The 16,933-nt window shown below is 58.8% G+C and carries 16 protein-coding genes and 1 tRNA gene; 8 read left to right on the forward strand and 9 right to left on the reverse strand.

Annotation, left to right across the window (positions count from 1 at the left end; all coding sequences use genetic code 11):
• Positions 1 to 4: 4 nt before the first annotated feature.
• Positions 5 to 1,750 carry a type IV-A pilus assembly ATPase PilB gene (gene pilB, locus MQW23_RS13380; protein ID WP_252108702.1) on the reverse strand — a complete coding sequence of 582 codons (1,746 nt, stop codon included), beginning with the start codon at positions 1,748 to 1,750 and terminating at the stop codon, positions 5 to 7.
• 222 nt (positions 1,751 to 1,972) lie between these two features.
• On the opposite strand from pilB, the gene MQW23_RS19465 reads away from it, so the two are divergent.
• The 5 genes from MQW23_RS19465 to MQW23_RS13405 all read left to right on the forward strand — a co-directional run bounded on the left by MQW23_RS19465 (position 1,973) and on the right by MQW23_RS13405 (position 4,650).
• The gene (locus MQW23_RS19465; RefSeq protein ID WP_286086990.1) at positions 1,973 to 2,407 is read left to right on the forward strand and encodes a prepilin-type N-terminal cleavage/methylation domain-containing protein; all 435 of its coding nucleotides are present in this window, start codon (positions 1,973 to 1,975) and stop codon (positions 2,405 to 2,407) included.
• 48 nt (positions 2,408 to 2,455) lie between these two features.
• Positions 2,456 to 2,659, forward strand: a complete 204-nt coding sequence (locus tag MQW23_RS13390) for a hypothetical protein (protein WP_252108703.1) — start codon at positions 2,456 to 2,458, stop codon at positions 2,657 to 2,659.
• Between the two features lie 488 nt (positions 2,660 to 3,147).
• Entirely contained in the window at positions 3,148 to 3,600 is a 453-nt protein-coding gene (locus MQW23_RS13395; RefSeq protein ID WP_252108704.1) for an anti-virulence regulator CigR family protein, read from the forward strand.
• 66 nt (positions 3,601 to 3,666) lie between these two features.
• Positions 3,667 to 4,470 (forward strand): inositol monophosphatase family protein, encoded by an 804-nt coding sequence (locus MQW23_RS13400; RefSeq protein WP_252108705.1) that lies wholly within the window; start codon positions 3,667 to 3,669, stop codon positions 4,468 to 4,470.
• A gap of 103 nt (positions 4,471 to 4,573) precedes the next feature.
• A tRNA-Pro gene (locus tag MQW23_RS13405) sits at positions 4,574 to 4,650 on the forward strand.
• A gap of 52 nt (positions 4,651 to 4,702) precedes the next feature.
• On the opposite strand, the gene MQW23_RS13410 is transcribed toward MQW23_RS13405, so the two are convergent.
• From MQW23_RS13410 to ppnN, 4 genes are all read right to left on the reverse strand, one after another.
• Positions 4,703 to 4,882 (reverse strand): hypothetical protein, encoded by a 180-nt coding sequence (locus tag MQW23_RS13410; protein WP_252108706.1) that lies wholly within the window; start codon positions 4,880 to 4,882, stop codon positions 4,703 to 4,705.
• Between the two features lie 98 nt (positions 4,883 to 4,980).
• Positions 4,981 to 5,184 carry a hypothetical protein gene (locus MQW23_RS13415; RefSeq protein WP_252108707.1) on the reverse strand — a complete coding sequence of 68 codons (204 nt, stop codon included), beginning with the start codon at positions 5,182 to 5,184 and terminating at the stop codon, positions 4,981 to 4,983.
• A 131-nt stretch (positions 5,185 to 5,315) separates the two neighbouring features.
• A complete protein-coding gene (locus MQW23_RS13420; RefSeq protein ID WP_252108708.1) occupies positions 5,316 to 6,041 on the reverse strand; it encodes a sulfite exporter TauE/SafE family protein in 726 nt (241 codons plus the stop codon).
• Between the two features lie 30 nt (positions 6,042 to 6,071).
• Positions 6,072 to 7,457 (reverse strand): nucleotide 5'-monophosphate nucleosidase PpnN, encoded by a 1,386-nt coding sequence (gene ppnN / locus MQW23_RS13425; protein WP_286086991.1) that lies wholly within the window; start codon positions 7,455 to 7,457, stop codon positions 6,072 to 6,074.
• Between the two features lie 162 nt (positions 7,458 to 7,619).
• On the opposite strand from ppnN, the gene MQW23_RS13430 reads away from it, so the two are divergent.
• Entirely contained in the window at positions 7,620 to 8,510 is an 891-nt protein-coding gene (locus MQW23_RS13430; RefSeq protein ID WP_252108709.1) for a LysR family transcriptional regulator, read from the forward strand.
• 110 nt (positions 8,511 to 8,620) lie between these two features.
• Here the strand turns inward: MQW23_RS13430 and gcvP are convergent, their stop codons facing one another.
• On the reverse strand, positions 8,621 to 11,518 hold the full coding sequence (gene gcvP / locus MQW23_RS13435; RefSeq protein WP_252108710.1) for an aminomethyl-transferring glycine dehydrogenase: 2,898 nt from the start codon (positions 11,516 to 11,518) through the stop codon (positions 8,621 to 8,623).
• 74 nt (positions 11,519 to 11,592) lie between these two features.
• Complete coding sequence (gene gcvH / locus MQW23_RS13440) at positions 11,593 to 11,979, reverse strand: glycine cleavage system protein GcvH (protein ID WP_252108711.1); 387 nt, start codon at positions 11,977 to 11,979, stop codon at positions 11,593 to 11,595.
• 426 nt (positions 11,980 to 12,405) lie between these two features.
• Here gcvH and MQW23_RS13445 point away from each other — a divergent pair, with 426 nt between their 5' ends.
• The gene (locus tag MQW23_RS13445; protein WP_252108712.1) at positions 12,406 to 13,806 is read left to right on the forward strand and encodes an alanine/glycine:cation symporter family protein; all 1,401 of its coding nucleotides are present in this window, start codon (positions 12,406 to 12,408) and stop codon (positions 13,804 to 13,806) included.
• Positions 13,807 to 13,909: 103 nt separating this feature from the next.
• Entirely contained in the window at positions 13,910 to 15,022 is a 1,113-nt protein-coding gene (gcvT, locus tag MQW23_RS13450; protein ID WP_252108713.1) for a glycine cleavage system aminomethyltransferase GcvT, read from the forward strand.
• Positions 15,023 to 15,095: 73 nt separating this feature from the next.
• Here the strand turns inward: gcvT and MQW23_RS13455 are convergent, their stop codons facing one another.
• Together MQW23_RS13455 and yihG are read right to left on the reverse strand one after the other, a co-directional pair.
• Positions 15,096 to 15,866, reverse strand: coding sequence for a murein hydrolase activator EnvC family protein (locus MQW23_RS13455; RefSeq protein ID WP_252108900.1), 771 nt, complete (start codon positions 15,864 to 15,866; stop codon positions 15,096 to 15,098).
• Positions 15,867 to 15,994: 128 nt separating this feature from the next.
• Positions 15,995 to 16,876, reverse strand: a complete 882-nt coding sequence (gene yihG / locus MQW23_RS13460) for a 1-acylglycerol-3-phosphate O-acyltransferase, YihG family (protein WP_252108714.1) — start codon at positions 16,874 to 16,876, stop codon at positions 15,995 to 15,997.
• Positions 16,877 to 16,933 lie beyond the last annotated feature (57 nt).

Here is a 16,933-nt window from a genome sequence, read left to right on the forward strand (position 1 = left end):
GGGGCTACTCCTTGCTGATTCGGTTGACTTCTTCAAGGCTCGTGCTGCCATCGAGCACGCGTTGAAGACAGCTCTGGTATAGGCTCGGGTGGCCCTCCTTGCGCGCCAGTTCATCGATTTCGATAGCGTTGCCGTCCCGCATGATCAGGTTACGCATGGCGTCGCTGATCGGTAGCACTTCATATATTCCCACCCGACCCTTGTACCCTTGAGTGCATTTTTTGCAGCCGACCGCTTTATAGATTGTCACGTTGTTGAGCTGGTCCTTGGGAAAACCGGCTTTTAACAATGCTTCCTGAGGAATGTCTGCCGGGGCTTTACAGTGCGTGCAAAGCCTACGCGCAAGTCGCTGGGCAATGATCAGCGTCACTGAACTTGCAATGTTGTAGGACGCCACCCCCATGTTGGCCAAACGCGTAAGAGTTTGCGCCGCCGAATTGGTGTGAACTGTGGAGAGCACCATGTGACCGGTTTGCGCCGCTTTGACCGCGATTTCGGCAGTTTCCAAATCGCGAATCTCACCGACCATGACCACATCCGGATCCTGGCGCAAAAAAGCGCGCAGGGCACTGGCGAAGTTGAGCCCAATCTTCGGCAGTACGTTGACCTGGTTAATGCCGGATACTTTGATCTCGACTGGATCCTCGGCGGTACAGATATTACGCTCGATCTCGTTGAGCATGCTGATACCGGTATAGAGCGTTACTGTTTTGCCGCTACCGGTTGGCCCTGTTACCAAAATCATGCCCTGAGGGCGCTTGAGCGCGTACTCGTACTCACGCCGTTGGTCGGCGCTAAAGCCCAACTGCTCGATGCCTAGCCGTACCGAGGAGGGGTCGAGTATACGCAGCACCAGTTTTTCGCCATAAACGGTAGGTAGGGAGTTAACGCGAAAGTCGATGGAGCGAGTACGCGAAAGCTGCAGCTTGATCGCACCGTCTTGGGGCAGGCGACGTTCGGAGATATCGAGTCGCGACATGATTTTTAGGCGCGCAGCGATTCGATCGCGCATTGAAAAGGGTGGCCTGGCCACTTCGAGAAGCATACCGTCAATGCGAAAACGTACCCGGTACTGCGACTCGAAGGGCTCGAAGTGAATATCCGATGCCCCCCGGCTAATCGCATCGAGCAGCACATTGTTGACGAACTTGACTACCGGCGCATCGTCCTTGTTCGCTACAGAACCCTCGAGTGTAGCCTCCTTGTCGTCGTCATCCTGAACGAGATTCAACTCGCCCACGGCGTCATTCACGCCCTCCAGTTCGTCCAGCAAACTGCGCTCGTTTTGCGAGACGTATTGCGCCAGGTTGTTGCGTATTTGCTCGACCGGGGCCAGCACGCCTTCAATGGTAAGATTGGTTGCGAATTGCAGCTCGTCGAGTCGTGTGAGCGTGGCTGGGTAGGGCACCGCCACGGTCAGCCGGTGGCCGTGACGCGCCAGTGGCAGGGCATCCAGTTTTTCGAGAATCTTGACCGGGTAGTCGCTGGCGGGGGGGAGCGCGCTAATCTTTATGGACTCCAAATCCACCGCTGGCAGACCATACTCCCAAGCGGCACCCAGCACCGCATCGGCCGAGCCCACCAGCCCGCTTTCAACCACGTGTTCCAAAAACGAGACTTCAAGCTCGGCAGACGTCGTATCGGCGACTTCGGCCTGGCCTTGGGTCATCACCCCGTGAGCCACGAGCCGTTTCGCAATACCGCTAAGCGCACGTGTAGCCAAGGGCTGATCGAAGGCGGAAGAGGTCATAGAGGCTCGCAGCGCAGGAGGTACATGGAAGGAAACAGCTGACATCGGTAGCTGCCACCTAAAAGGACTATAGTGCACGAATGTGTTTGGTCAAAACGTCTGAATAGCGCACAAAAAAGGCTTATAAAGCTAGTTGTCACCCTGCAGGGGCTGAGCTAATGTGACAATCCAAGCAGCTAAGCTCTTTTAGCTCCATAACGCACAACGCAAGGGACTTCACACATGCAAACCCGCACGACTTCTCAACCGCGCCGGTACGACCAGGGCGGTTTTACCTTGATCGAGCTTTTGATCGTGATTGCGATCATCGGTATTTTGGCGGCGATTGCGGTGCCTCAGTATGGTAATTATTTGGATCGGTCTGAACGTAGTGCTTGTATTGCCGAACTCAACTCGTTTCGTTCATTAGCTGTAGCTTCTTCTGCAACAGGTGAAACTGAGGATTTATCCACGGCTTTTGAATTTCAATCCTGCGATCTGGATGCAACAGATTCGACTGTCGATTTCGATGGATTAACAAATTTGTTTGTAGCTCAGGCTGGTACTACTGATGCAGGAGTAACAGCTACCGATCCTGCTGAGATCAAGACGCAAAATCGCAATCAAACAGTTTATGTTTTTCCTAATGGACGAATTAGTCAATCTGACGATGCATAAGCTTCTTTCTCGATATCTTAAGCCGCCTACGGGCGGTTTTTTTTAAATTTGACTGCAACTCGTATTCAGAACCATTTGGAGCAAGGAAAACCCCTATCTCCCGAGATCGCCAAGCGCTTTAACGATTTCGTCTATCGTGAGCTGCCGCATTATTACGGCTACAAGTGGCGCCACGTAGAAGCCGATGTGGTATTCATCGAGGCCACGACTAAAGTGGTGGTCGATATCATCACTAGTGCGCTGATCCGTTAATGTCATGATATCGCCATGGGAACTCCTTACCATAAAGCGTTTAGCAACACGATAAGGGAGATAGTATGGCGGTTACCTTGAAGTCGCGTTTGGAAGAGGCGGTGCGCATTGCCGAAGAGGCGGAACGCATGATCTTTAAAATGTAAAAGAAGATGTTTGAAAGCTGAGGTCGGGATGATGAACGATATGATGCGGCGGCCTATATCTTAATCAGCAAAGAATTAACCCTGTTTTTCCTTGGTGCAGCGCAATTCAATGATCGTTTGAATTCTAAAATAAACAAAGCTGCTTTGATTAAAAAAATTTTAATCTCCAGTGTGAAGTTATAACTTTTTAGGATGTTAGCGGAGTAATTGTTAATAAAAAAAGAAAGATTATGTAATAACGAATTTTTTTTAATTTTTTTAGAGCAATCGACTACTTTCAAATTCATAATTCATCCTCAATTTCATACTAAGCTAGGGATTCTATTCAAAAGGAGCCTTGATATGAAAATTTCTACGTTAAGCATCGTGGCGGCTGCTTCATTGACGTGGCACGCCGCTGCGCTAGCCCAACCCGCCCACGCCCCGGCCCATGGTGCGCGCGGCAATTCGCAAGGCCATCATCAGGAGCACCAGCAGCGCGGCAATTCACATCGCGGCCATGAAGAGTCTCACTCCTACAGCGATTTGCCTCGCTTCAACGATCAGGACATCCTCCGCATTCTGCGCCAGTACGATGTTCGCGCGGACTCTTCACTGCCGCCGGGTATGCAGAACCGTTTGGAACAAGGAAAATCCTTACCTCCCGGGATCGCTAAGCGCTTCGATGATTCCGTCTATCGTGAGCTTCCGCAATATTCCGGCTACGAGTGGCGCCGCGTTGGGGCCGACGTGGTGCTGATCGAAGCCGCGACTCAAGTGGTGGTCGATATCATTACCAATGCGCTGATCCGTTAATGTCATGACACCGCCATGCTGACTCCCTTACCATAAAGCGTTTAGCTCAATGGTAAGGGAGTCAGCATGGCGGTTACCTTAAAGTCGCGTTTGGAAGAGACGGTGCGCATTGCCGAAGACGCGGGGCGTATGATTCTGAAGGCGCGAGAAGAACAGCGCTTCGATCAGCGCTTGAAAGCGGGCATCGAGCTGGTGACGGATGTCGATGTAGCGGTCGATACCTTTATCAGCGAAGCGTTGAGCCAACGCTTTCCCGGCGAGCTTCAGCTTAGCGAAGAATTGAGCCCGGATCAGGGTTTGGGCGCTCAGGAACCGCTGTGGGTGGTGGACCCCATCGACGGTACGGTCAATTTTGCCCAAGGGCTTCGTCATGTAGCCGTATCCATTGCCTGGCTCGAGAAGGGCGTGGGCAAAATCGGGGTCATTCACGCACCGTTTCTTGGGGAGACCTTCACCGCCTTTGAAGGCGGTGGCGCGTTTTGTAACGGTCAGCCGATCAAGCCAAGCTCGGCGACCGAGCTTCCTGCGACGCTGGTAGGTACCGGTTTCCCCTATGATCGCGCCGCGCGTAAGGCACTGATGCCGCGGCTGGAGGCCATTTTGACCCACTGCCAAGACATTCGCCGTAACGGCGCCGCGGCGCTGGATATTTGCGATATCGCCTGCGGGCGCCTGGATGCCTACGTCGAGACGGTCTCGCCCTGGGATTTCGCCGCGGGCTGGGTGATCGCGCGGGAAGCGGGGGCCACGCTTGGGCGCCTGGTCGAGGTGCCTGACGGGGTCTCGCCTGACCTGTACCCTGACGAGCTTTTGATTACCGCCCCGGGCGTTTTCGAGCAGATGAAAACGCTGTTATTAGATGCTTCCTAATCAATTGGCCAAGCATTTGATAAGAAAGCGTAAAAAGGTCTTTTCATTTGCGGCGTTAAACGCTAGTATACGCACCGTCCTGAGGCGTTAAGCCAGTGGGCATCGGAGTGTGGCGCAGCTTGGTAGCGCGTTGCAATGGGGTTGCAAAGGTCGCAGGTTCGAATCCTGTCACTCCGACCAATATGAAAAACCGCCGCTTGGGCTAGTCCAAGCGGCGGTTTTTTTTGGCTCATCAGTAACGATCATCAAGATCATTAGGGCGACGCTGCTGACCAGTAGGGCGCGCATTTTGGGGGCGCTGTGAACGGTTAGGAGGATTACCGCGATGCTTGTCCCAAGCGTTTTTTACCTTTTGGCGGTTGGCTGGCTTTCGTAGCCAGTTGAACACCGCCAGCATGATCCACTTTCTCATGGTGCCTCCTCGACGAAGTAAGAGGGCGTCCTGTCGATCTATCCATTAGCGCTTGATCGACACCGCCGCAAGTCAAAGCGGCGGCAACGAGAGCTTATTTATTCCTGCTGGGCGCGGTGGTCGGCGAGTGCGGTGGTAACTGCTTCTTCCCACTGGCCGGCGTTTATACCCCAGTGCTCCATTTCATCCTTGTCCGGCGCGCCCTCGGCGGCTTTCTCGAGCTCCTCCGGGGAGTAGGCTTCGAAACAGTGTTTGGCGAACGCCTTGGTCGGGCCTTCCTGAAGCTGGTTGATCATTTCCATTTGGGGATCCTTTCCTTGTCAGTACGTGGTCTTGCAGGGTTCTTTCGTGGTCTTGCATAAATTGCGCAGGAGCGCATGGACATCAGTATAGTGTTTCGCCCAATATTTGCGTTGGGCGTAGCGTGCTCGGGTTAAAGAAACACGTCAGTAATGATTTTTACCGCAATGGCGGCCAGTAGCAGCACGATGAGATTGTCAAACCACACGTAGGGCAAGCGCTTGCCCAGCGCGGCGCCGAGCGGCATGCCCAGCGCAATGACGGTGAAAGCGGCAGCGCTGTAAAGCGTAAGCTCCACGCTCAAAAGCCCTGCCGCCATCAACGCCGGTATCTGTGCGACAGTAATCGCGCAGAAAAACACCGAGATCGAGCCAATGAATACGCGCCGTTCGAGCCGCATGGCGTTTAGAAACGTGATCGAGGCGGGCGCCGACATGCCCGCCGCGCCTTGAAGCACCCCGCCAATGAGCCCGACCGGCAGTACGAGCCGCTCGGCCCAGGCCATGGAGAGCGCCATTTTGCGCCGCAGCAGTTTGATCGCCAGATAAAGAATGATCGCCCCGGCCACGCCCAGCGATAGCGTATCGTGTGAAAGCACCACCAGCCCCCAGGTACCGACAACGATGCCTGCACAGCCGGCGATCGAGAAGGTAGCCAAAAAGCGCAAGGGCAGCAGGTGGTGGCGGTACTGCCAAACTTGAAGGGCGTTGCTGCAAAGGTTGGAGACCACCAGCAGCGCGATCGCCACGCGCACGTTGTAGAGCATGGTGAAGATCGGCACCACGATCACCGGCACGCCGGAGCCGATCGCCCCCTTGACGATGCCGGCGGCGAGCAGGGTCAAAAACGCAACGATCACGCGTTCATCCTTGAGTGAGTCGGCAAAGGCTCAATTCTTGAGCACGTAGCAGGGCGTGTAGGGCTGGCCGTCGAGCTTCATCCGCCCCTGGGCGACGAAGGAGCTCAAGAGCTCGTCCAAACGTGTCATCAGCTCCGGCTCGGCGGAGAGCTCGAAGGGACCATGGGCCTTGATCGCGCGAATGCCCGGCTCTTTTACGTTGCCGGCGACGATACCGGAAAACGCCCGGCGCAGGTTGGCGGCAAGCTCGTGGGTCGGCTGATTGCGATGAAGTGCCAGGTTTTTCATCGCTTCGTGGGTCGGCTCGAAGGTTGCCTGGAACTCGCGGGCAATATTGAGACGCCAGTTGTAGTAGAACGCATCCTGGTGCTCGCGGCGAAAGTGTGTGACCGCGTCAATACCTTCGCGCATGCGCCGGGCGACAGCCACCGCATCGCCGGTAATGATGGTGTAGTAGCGGCGAATCTCCTCACCCAAGGTGTAAACCAAAAACTCGTCGATCTTTTCGAAGTAGGCGGCGGAATCCGCGGGGCCGGTGAAGATGAGCGGGAAGGGCGTGGTGGCGTTATTGGGGTGGAGCAAAATGCCGAGCAGGTACAAAATCTCCTCGGCAGTACCCACTCCACCGGGGAACACGATGATGCCGTGGCCTAGGCGCACGAAAGCCTCAAGCCGCTTTTCGATGTCTGGCATGACCACCAGCTCGTTGACGATCGGGTTCGGCGCTTCGGCGGCGATGATGCCTGGCTCGGAAATCCCGAGATAGCGCCCGCCCTTGCGCCGCTGCTTGGCGTGGGCGACGTTAGCGCCTTTCATCGGCCCTTTCATGGCGCCGGGGCCGCAGCCGGTGCAGATATCCATTTCGCGCAGGCCCAGCTGATAGCCCACGTCCTTGGAGTAGTCATACTCCTGGCGAGAGATCGAGTGGCCGCCCCAGCACACCACCATGCTCGGGTCGAGGCCGGGCTTTAACGTGCCCGCCTTGCGCAGAATATGAAACACCGCGTTGGTCGTGCCTTCGCCGGTGGTCAGATCGAAGCGATTGTGCTGCTGGATCTCGTTATAGACGTAGACGATGTCACGCAGAATCGACGAGAGATGCTCGCGAATACCGCGAATCATGTGGCCGTCGACGAAGGCCTCCGCCGGGGCGTTGGTCAGCTTCAAGCGAATACCACGATCCTGCTGGAGCACCTCGATGTCGAAATCCTTGTAGGCTTCGAGAATCGCGAGGCTGTCATCAGAAGGATTTCCGCAGTTGAGTACCGCCAGCGCGCAGCGGCGCAACAGATCGTGCAGGCCGGTTTGCGACGTGCTCTGCAGCCGGTTGACCTCCTGCTGAGAGAGTACTTCGAGGCTGCCCTCCGGCGAGATGATGCTGGAAATGGTCGGGCGAGGTGATAGAACTTCATTCATGCGTGAGACGGTCTCTATGTAATTGATCGCGGTTGATTTCCATACTATCACGCAAGCTACGGGGCTGGCGCAAGGCCGCCTTAGCTTGCCGGTTATGCTAACCTTACGCGTTTGGGTGGCCGCGTTGGGCCGCCTGACGACTCTTTTGCCATGGCGCTTCTCATGTTCAATGCCCACTACTTTCGAACGTTCATCACTTTGGTGGAAACCGGCAGCTTCACGCGCACCGCGCAGCGCCTGGAAATGACCCAGCCGGGTGTCAGCCAGCACGTTCGAAAACTCGAAGGGTATCTGGATAAAACGCTGATAGAGCGCAAAGGCAAGAGTTTTACGCTGACCGAGGCCGGGCGGCGTGCCTACGACTACGCGCTCAAGCTCTTCGCCGAGCACGAACAGTTTCGCCACGCCCTCGATGACGATTTGATCGACAGCGGCGAGTGCCGTATTGCGTCCCCTGGAAGCGTGGGGCTCATGCTCTATCCGTTCATTCTGGGTCAGCAGCAGATGCACCCCAACCTGACGGTAAGCTACAGCTTCGCCTTCAATCACGAGATCGTCGGGGATGTGATCAACGGGCGCTACGATATCGGGATTGCCACCGAGCAGGTCAAAAGCGCGGAGCTCTCCTGTACCGTTTGGCATACCGAGCCGCTTTGTCTGGTTGTGCCGGCGGATTTCGCCGGTTCCACGCTTGCCGAGCTGATGGGCCTTGGCTTCATCAACTACTACGACGGCATCAATCACGCCAACCACTTGCTGCGCGCCAACTACCCCGACGAATTTCGCTCGATGAGCCATTTCCGCCATCAGGGATTTACCAACGAGGTCAGCATGGTGCTCGATGCCGTGGCCCGGGGCCTGGGGTTTACCGTGGTGTCGCGCCTGGTGCTCGAAACCTCGCCCTGGCAGCGCCAGGTACGGGCGCTGTCGCTTCCGGTCGGCGTCGACGAGGTGCTCTACGTGCTGACCAGGCGTGACGCCACCCCGCCCAAGCGCTATCAAAAGCTGCTCGATGGTTTCAAGGCGCAGCGGCTTCAGGAAACCGCCCAATAATCCGAGCGTAAGTAACGAGAGCATAAGTAACTATAAAAGTGAAACACACATAAGAAAGCCCCACCGTGATGCACACGGTGGGGCTTTTTTGCGCTAGAGGCGAGGGATGGCTATTCGCTTCGGTAGTCGTCGATGCTCGGGCAGGAGCAGATCAGCTGCCGGTCGCCCAGCACGTTATCGACCCGGTTGACCGCAGGCCAGTACTTCGCCGCCATGACCGCTTCAGAAGGGAAAGCGCCGAGCGCCCGATCGTAGGGGCGATCCCATTCGGCATCGGCCAAGTCACGCTGGGTGTGCGGGGCGTTGACCAGAGGATTGTTCTCGAGCGGCCACTTGCCATTTTCGACCTGCTTGATTTCGTCACGAATGCTGATCATGGCGTCGCAGAAACGGTCGATCTCGTAAAGCGACTCGGACTCGGTCGGCTCGATCATGAGTGTTCCCGGTACCGGGAAGGACATGGTCGGCGCGTGGAAGCCATAATCCATCAGGCGCTTGGCGATATCCTCCTCGCTGATGCCGGAGTTCTGCTTGAGCGGGCGAATATCGATGATGCACTCGTGGGCGACTGTGCCGTTTTGCCCGCGATAGAGAATCGGGTAACTCTCTTCCAGGCGCTTGGCAATGTAGTTGGCGTTGAGGATGGCAAGCTCGGTCGCCTCGCGCAGCCCGCGTGCGCCCATCATCTTGATGTAGGCCCAGGAGATCGGCAGGATCGAGGCGCTGCCGAAGGCCGCTGCGGCCACCGCGCCGCCCTCAGTTTTTACGCCGTTGATCGGCGTGACCACGTGATTGGCCACGTAAGGCGCCAGGTGCGCTTTTACCCCGATCGGCCCCATACCTGGGCCGCCGCCGCCGTGGGGAATGCAGAACGTCTTGTGCAGGTTCAGGTGCGAAACGTCGCCGCCGAAGTCGCCGGGGCGGGTCAGGCCCACTTGGGCGTTCATGTTGGCGCCATCGACATACACTTGGCCGCCGTTGTCGTGCACGACATTGCACACCTTGCGCACGTGGGATTCGAACACGCCGTGGGTCGACGGGTAGGTGATCATCACCGCGGAGAGGCGATCCTTGTGCTGCTCGGCCTTTTGGGTGAGATCGTCGAGATCGATATTGCCCTGCTTGTCGCACTCGACCACGACCACCTCCATGCTCACCATAGCGGCGGAAGCCGGGTTGGTGCCGTGGGCGGAGCTCGGAATCAGGCAGACGTTACGATGACCTTCGCCTTGGGCGGCCTGGTAGCGGCGAATAGCCAGAAGCCCCGCGTATTCGCCTTGGGCACCGGAGTTGGGCTGCATCGAGACGTGGTCGTAGCCAGTGATCTCGACCAGAAACGCCGCCAGCTCGTCGATCATCTGATGGTAGCCCGCCACCTGGTCCCGCGGCGCGAAGGGATGAAGTTTGGAAAACGCGGGCCAGGAGATCGGAATCATCTCGCTGGTCGCGTTGAGCTTCATGGTGCACGAGCCCAGCGGGATCATGGCGTGGGCCAGCGACAGGTCCTTGTTCTCCAGGCGTTTCAGATAGCGCAGCATTTCGGTTTCGCTGCGGTAGCGCTTGAACGTCGGATGCGTCAGAAACTCGCTTTCCCGGCGGTAGCCGGCCGGAATGCCCGAGCGCTCATCAATCATCACTTGCTCTTCGAGCGGCGGCAGCGACAGGCCGTGCTCGTCGCCCAGCAGCACATCGAACAGCGCGCTGACGTCGTGGGCGGTGGTGGTCTCGTCGAGGCTCACGCCGATGTCGCCGCCCTCGAAGTAGTGCAGGTTGACATCGGCGGTCATCGCGCGGCCGTGAATCTTGCCGGCATCCACGCCAGTCAAACGCAGCGTGTCGAACCAGCTGTCGCTTGCAAGCGTTACCCCAGCCTGCTCGAGGCCTTGAGCCAGCAGGGTGGTCAAGCGGTGAACCCGGGCTGCGATCTTTTTGAGTCCTTCAGCGCCGTGGTAAGTGGCGTAGAAGCCAGCGATGTTGGCCAGCAGCGCCTGGGCAGTACAGATGTTGGAGGTCGCTTTCTCGCGGCGGATGTGCTGCTCGCGGGTCTGCATCGCCATGCGCAGCGCGGTATGGCCGCGGCTGTCCTGGGACACCCCGATGATCCGTCCGGGAATCGAGCGTTTGAGTTTGTCTGAAGTGGCAAAAAACGCCGCGTGGGGGCCACCAAAGCCCATCGGCACGCCAAAGCGCTGGGAGTTGCCGATGACGATATCCGCGCCCATCGCACCCGGCTCCTTGAGCAATACCAGGCTCAAGAGATCGGTGGCCACGCAGCTCATCACGCCGCGCTCTTTTGCAGTGGTTAAAAGCGTCTCGAGCGGAGTGATCGCGCCGCTGGCGTTGGGGTATTGAAACAGCGCGCCGAAGACATCGTGATCGGCAAGCGACGCCGCCGGGCCGATGATCAGCTCGAAGCCGAAGCATTCGGCGCGGGTACGTACGACGTCGACGGTTTGCGGGAAAACGTCGTCGGCGACGAAGAAGGCGTTGGACTTGCTCTTCTTGTTGGCGCGTTTGCAAAGCGCCATGGCCTCCGCCGCCGCGGTCGCTTCATCCAAAAGCGAGGCGTTGGCAAGCTCCATGCCGGTCATATCCATCACCACCTGCTGGAAGTTCAAAAGGCCTTCCAGGCGGCCTTGGGAGATTTCCGGCTGGTACGGGGTGTAGGCGGTGTACCAGCCCGGATTTTCCAACACGTTACGCTGAATCACCGCTGGCAGATGGGTATTGTAATACCCCTGCCCGATGTAGCTTTTGGCGACCCGGTTCTGGCGCGCCAGCTGGGCAAGATACCCTAGCGCCTCGGCTTCGCCCTGAGGCTCGTCCAAAGCGAGCTCGCGGCCCAAACGAATGTCATCGGGCACGGTGCGTTGAATCAGCTCCTCAAGGCCTTCGACGCCCAGCGCCTTGAGCATCGCGCTAACGTCGCGCTCTCCCGGGCCGTTGTGGCGTTTGATGAAAGCATCGTGATCGGCCAGTTCGGCCAGGCGGCGTGTTTCAAAGGACATGAGAATATTCCGAACGTGATGGGAAAACCGTGCTGGGCAAAGCGTCAGCGCCTGCAAAGGCAGGCGCTTTAAGATCAGTCGTCGGCGAGTGTGGCCTGGTAGGCGTCGGCGTCGAGCAGGTCGTCAAGTTCACCGTCGTCGATACGCACTTTCATGATCCAGCCGCCTTCGTAGGGCGCTTCGTTGACGGTTTCCGGCGCGTCGTCGAGCTCTTCGTTGACTTCGACCACTTCACCGTTGACCGGCGCGTAGAGATCCGAGGCCGCCTTGACCGACTCGATGACGCCGAACTCGTCGCCCTTGCTCAGGGTTTGGCCGACTTCCGGAAGCTCGACGAACACCACGTCGCCCAGCGCCTTTTGAGCGTGATCGGTAATGCCTACGGTGACGGTACCGTCTTCGTTATCGAGCACCCATTCGTGGCTTTTGGCGTAGCGAAGATTGGAAGGCAAGTTGCTCATGTCGTTTCCCTATTGAACGGTTGTCTGAACCACCATGGTAGCGCCTGGTCGGGGGGCTTGGCGAGCCTCTCGCCGGGCGGCGATGATGGGCGCTATAGTACCGTGTTTCTGATAGGAAACAAATTTCCATAGCGCGATCGGGCATAAGAGGAAAGGCTCGATCGATGGCCCGTTTTAGCCTGACAGCGCATCAAATCAACCGCTTGCTGACGCTCTCATGTCCAAAAAGCGCAAACCTCATGGCGAGCGACCGGGGTAATGGTGTAAAACGGGGGAATCGACCGCGACGCGCTATCAGGCCTTTCGCCGGGTAGTGCCTGGCGGTCAGTCAGCACTCGGCAGCCGCTTTTACACGAGCGGGCCGAACATAAAAAAATTAGCCACAAAAAGCATCCAGCGGTGCTTCAAGGGATAAGGAGTAATGTCGTGGAGACTTTAACCAGTCTGGTCAAGGCCGTGAACGGCGTCGTATGGGGGCCTTTGATGCTCATCCTGTTGCTTGGGGTGGGGATCTATCTTCAGGTGGGGCTCAAGTTGATGCCGGTTCGCAAACTCGGCACGGGCTTCAAGCTTTTGTGGCAGGGGCGCGATCCGAAGCGGGCGAAAGGCGTCGAGCATAAAACCGACGACGGCGAGATTTCGCCGTTCAATGCGCTAATGACCGCGCTTTCCGCCACCGTGGGCACGGGTAATATCGCCGGTGTGGCCACGGCGATCGCCCTGGGCGGGCCGGGGGCGGTGTTCTGGATGTGGATCACCGCGCTGGTCGGCATGGCGACCAAGTTCGCCGAGGCGGTGCTCGCCGTTCGCTACCGTGAAACCGACAGTAACGGCCACCATGTAGGCGGCCCAATGTTCTACATCAAGAACGGTCTGGGCAGAAAGTGGCTATGGCTTGGCGCGCTGTTCGCCTTTTTCGGCGCGGTCGCAGCGTTTGGCATCGGCAATACCGTTCAGGCCAACTCCGTGGCTGACGCCATGGACGCTACGTTTGGCGTGCCGCACTGGCTCACCGGCGTGGTGATCATGGTGCTCACCGGCGCGGTCATTCTGGGCGGTATCAAGCGGATCGCCAACGTGGCTGGCAAGCTGGTGCCGGTCATGGGGATCGCCTACGTGCTGGCAGGGCTTGTGGTGCTGGTGATTAATGCCGACCAGCTCGGCGAGGCGTTTGGGCTGATTTTCTACTACGCCTTCAACCCGATGGCGGCGGCCGGCGGCTTTGCCGGGGCGGCGGTGATGGCGGCGATTCGTTTCGGCGTGGCGCGCGGTGTCTTCTCCAACGAAGCGGGTCTTGGCAGCGCGCCGATCGCCCACGCCGCGGCGCAAACCAAAAACCCGGTGCGTCAGGGTCTGATCGCGATGCTCGGCACTTTCATTGATACGCTCGTGGTCTGCACCATTACCGCGCTGGTCATTTTGACCTCCACGGTATGGCTTGAAGGCGAGCAGGGCGCATCGCTCACCGCGCTCTCCTTCGATGCGGCGCTGCCGGGCTGGGGCAACCAGATCGTGGCCATCGCGCTTGCGATCTTCGCCTTTACCACCATTCTGGGCTGGTCGTTCTACGGTGAGAAGTGCTTTCAATTCCTGTTCGGTACGCGCTCGATCATGCTTTACCGCGTGCTGTTCGTCCTGGCCCTGCCGCTCGGCGCGATGGCTCAGCTTGGTTTCATCTGGTTGATGGCGGACACGTTCAACGCGCTGATGGCGATTCCCAACCTGATCGCGCTGGCGCTGTTGTCGCCGGTGGTGTTCAAGCTGGCGCGCGACTACTTTGCCGGCAAGGACGTGCTGCCCGGCGAAGCGCTGGATCACGACAAGTAAGTGTGAACGCACCACGTTGACTCGAGCCGGGGGCGAACCATGTTTCCCGGCTCTTTTGATGTTGAGCAACCGATGCCGAGGCATCGACGTTGAGGAACAAGGCATGACCGAACTCAAGAAAACCCCGCTACACGCGCTGCACGAGTCGCTGGGCGCCAAAATGGTCCCATTCGCCGGTTTTGATATGCCGGTGCAGTACCCACTTGGTGTCAAGAAAGAGCACGAGCATACCCGACGTCAGTGCGGGCTGTTCGATGTCTCGCACATGGGCCAGATCGCGGTGGCCGGGCCAGACGTCGCCGAGGCGCTTGAGTCGCTGATTCCCTCTGATCTCGTGGGGCTTTCGAAAGATCATCAGCGCTACGGGCTTTTCATCGGCACCGAGGGTGGCATTATCGACGATCTGATGCTGGTCAACGCCGGTGATCACTTTTATCTGGTGGTGAACGCGGCGTGCAAGGACCAGGATCTGGCGCACCTGCGCGCCAATTTGGGCAATACCCACGATATCGAGGTGCTGGAGCGTGGTCTTCTGGCGCTGCAGGGCCCCGAGGCCGCCAGCGTCATGCAGCGTCTCTGCCCCCAAGCGTGCGCGCTGACCTTCATGCAGCATGGGCGTTTCAACGTGGGCGGCTTTGATGTGTGGGTTAGCCGCAGCGGCTATACCGGCGAGGATGGCTTCGAGATTTCGGTGGCCGCATCGGACTGCGAGGCGTTCGCCAAAGCGCTCTTGAGCGAACCGGAGGTAGAAATGATCGGCTTGGGCGCGCGGGACTCGCTGCGCCTGGAAGCCGGGCTCTGCCTTTATGGCCACGACATGGACATGCAGACCACGCCAGTCGAGGCCGGCCTGATTTGGGCGATTGGCAAGCCCCGCCGCCACGGCGGCGAGCGCGCCGGTGGCTTCCCCGGCGCCGACGTGGTGCTGCATCAGATCGACGCCCGGGATCATGCGCGCAAGCGGGTGGGCCTGGTCGCTGATGGCCGGGCGCCGGTACGCGAAGGCGCGCGCCTGGTCGATGAGCAGGGTGAAGAAATCGGCGTGGTTACGTCCGGCGGTTTCGGGCCAAGCGTAGGTAAGCCGATCGCCATGGGGTACGTAACCCGTGAATTCGAAGCGGTGGAGTCGGTGGTTTACGCCGAAGTGCGCGGCAAGAGATTGCCGATGACCGTAGTTAAAACGCCGTTCGTCGCTCCGGGCTACTATCGCGGCTAGGGCGTATGACCTGACCGCAAAGCCCCGGCCATGGCCGGGGCTTTTTTATACCTGCCAGCAACGCGTTGGGGCGCTAGCGAAGCACTTGGCGCGGGTCGATCGGTTGGCCGCCCAAACGCAAATCGAACAGCAGGTCATAGCGCTGAGTGGCGTTACTTTGCCCGACCTCGCAAAGCGGCTCGCCAGCGCTGACGTTTTGGCCGGTACTGACCAAAATGGTGTCGCACAGCGCGTAGACGCTTTGCAGGTTATCGGCATGATGCACGATCACGACTTCACCCAGCTGGCGCATGCCGTCGGCGAAGCGCACCTCACCTGGCGCGACCGCCTGGGCGCGTGCGCCCGCTTGAGTCGCCAGCAGCATTGGCTGGAGCGTGCCTCGGCTGTCGGTGCCGAAGCGGCGCACGATGCGGTAATCCTCCAGCGGCCAAGGCCAGTTGCGCGCCGACAACGGGACGCTGGCGCTCGGCGTGGGGGCCGGGCGGCTGGCGCTGCTCGAGGAACTGGAGGAGGCTGCTCGGGCGGCGGATGCGCCACTCAGCGGTACGCTAATGACCTGGCCGACGCGCAGCGCAGTGGGCGAGGTGCCCGAATTGGCGCTTTGAATACGCCCGGCGGTCGTGCCGAAATGGCGTGCTACTTTGGAAAACGTGTCGCCCGAGCGAATCTGGTAACGATAGGGCCCGCCGGAGGGGGCGCGCTCCTGTTGAGTAGGAATTAAAAGACGCTGGCCCACCGCCAGGCCTCTGGCGTTGACCCCGGGGTTAAAACGCTCCAGGCGCTCCAGCGGTACGCCAGCGCGGGCGGCAAGCTGTCCCAGCGTATCGCCGCGGCGTACTTCGATCCACTGGCCGTTAATGGCGCTGGCCCCGCTTGCGCTGCTGCCGACACTGACGCGCTGACCCGACGAGGGCGACGAGCCCGCGCACCCGCCAAGCACACCGGCCAGCAGGCAAACCCCAATCCAAAGCGCTAGGCGTGGTCGCTGAGCGTTTCCAGCAGCGCGTCTTTTTCCTGCCAGAGTGAGTTGATCCATGCGTGGAAACGTTCCTTGTGCTGCGATTGTTGATGATAGCTTGCGGTGTGCATCCACTCCGGGATCTCGAGTTTGCGGGCCACCAGCGTGATGGGCGCTTCCTGACCACAGAGAAAGCCCCAAAACGTTGGCGACGGATTAGCGTAGCTGATGGTGACATCCACGATGCCATCGAGCTGGTCGCCGATAAGGCCGAGCACTTGGGCGACGCCGCCGGCCTTGGGCCGCAATAAATGTCGGTACGGGCTCTGCTGAGCATCGCGCTTGGCCACGCTGAAACGCGTCCCTTCGACGAAATTGTAGATCGAAATCGGCGCGTGGCGCGCCTGACGGCACATCCGCTCGGTCGAGTCCCGGTCAATGGTAGCGAGCTTGGGATTTTTGGCAATCTGCTCGCGGCTAAAACGGCGCATGAAGGGAAACTCCAACGCCCAAAAGGCAAGGCCGACGATCGGAATCCAGATCAACCGGTGTTTGAGAAAAAACCGCGGCATGGGAATGCGCCGATGCAGCGCCATGAACAGGATGAAAATATCGGTCCAGCTGCGATGATTGGAGATTACCAAAAGCCACTGCTGCGGGCTTAGCGAGTCGGGAATATCCAAAGCGACGTTGGGCTTGAGCCAGCGCTTCATCCACCAAAGGTTGAGCCCGATCCAGTTGAGAGCCACCGCGCAGAGCCGATCGAGCAACCACTGACGCGCGCGCCGCCCCGGTATCACGACCTTGAGAAAGGTGAGCACCAGAAGCGGTACTCCCCAGAAAAGCGTGGCAAGCGTCATCAGCACGATGCTAACGACTCCCTTGATGACCGGCATACTCACCTCCCTTAAGTGACTTGCGGCCTTATTCTTGACGTGTTGGTAAGCCTTTCG

The organism is Halomonas sp. S3-1-1 (assembly GCF_023757625.1).
Taxonomy (GTDB): domain Bacteria; phylum Pseudomonadota; class Gammaproteobacteria; order Pseudomonadales; family Halomonadaceae; genus Vreelandella.

Coding starts and splice junctions, on each gene's coding strand:
- pilB (WP_252108702.1), bottom strand. CDS start 1,750: ATGACCTCTTCCGCCTTCGATCAGCCCTTGGCTACACGTGCGCTTAGC.
- MQW23_RS19465 (WP_286086990.1), top strand. CDS start 1,973: ATGCAAACCCGCACGACTTCTCAACCGCGCCGGTACGACCAGGGCGGT.
- MQW23_RS13395 (WP_252108704.1), top strand. CDS start 3,148: ATGAAAATTTCTACGTTAAGCATCGTGGCGGCTGCTTCATTGACGTGG.
- MQW23_RS13400 (WP_252108705.1), top strand. CDS start 3,667: ATGGCGGTTACCTTAAAGTCGCGTTTGGAAGAGACGGTGCGCATTGCC.
- MQW23_RS13410 (WP_252108706.1), bottom strand. CDS start 4,882: ATGAGAAAGTGGATCATGCTGGCGGTGTTCAACTGGCTACGAAAGCCA.
- MQW23_RS13415 (WP_252108707.1), bottom strand. CDS start 5,184: ATGGAAATGATCAACCAGCTTCAGGAAGGCCCGACCAAGGCGTTCGCC.
- ppnN (WP_286086991.1), bottom strand. CDS start 7,457: ATGAATGAAGTTCTATCACCTCGCCCGACCATTTCCAGCATCATCTCG.
- MQW23_RS13430 (WP_252108709.1), top strand. CDS start 7,620: ATGTTCAATGCCCACTACTTTCGAACGTTCATCACTTTGGTGGAAACC.
- gcvP (WP_252108710.1), bottom strand. CDS start 11,518: ATGTCCTTTGAAACACGCCGCCTGGCCGAACTGGCCGATCACGATGCT.
- gcvH (WP_252108711.1), bottom strand. CDS start 11,979: ATGAGCAACTTGCCTTCCAATCTTCGCTACGCCAAAAGCCACGAATGG.
- gcvT (WP_252108713.1), top strand. CDS start 13,910: ATGACCGAACTCAAGAAAACCCCGCTACACGCGCTGCACGAGTCGCTG.
- yihG (WP_252108714.1), bottom strand. CDS start 16,876: ATGCCGGTCATCAAGGGAGTCGTTAGCATCGTGCTGATGACGCTTGCC.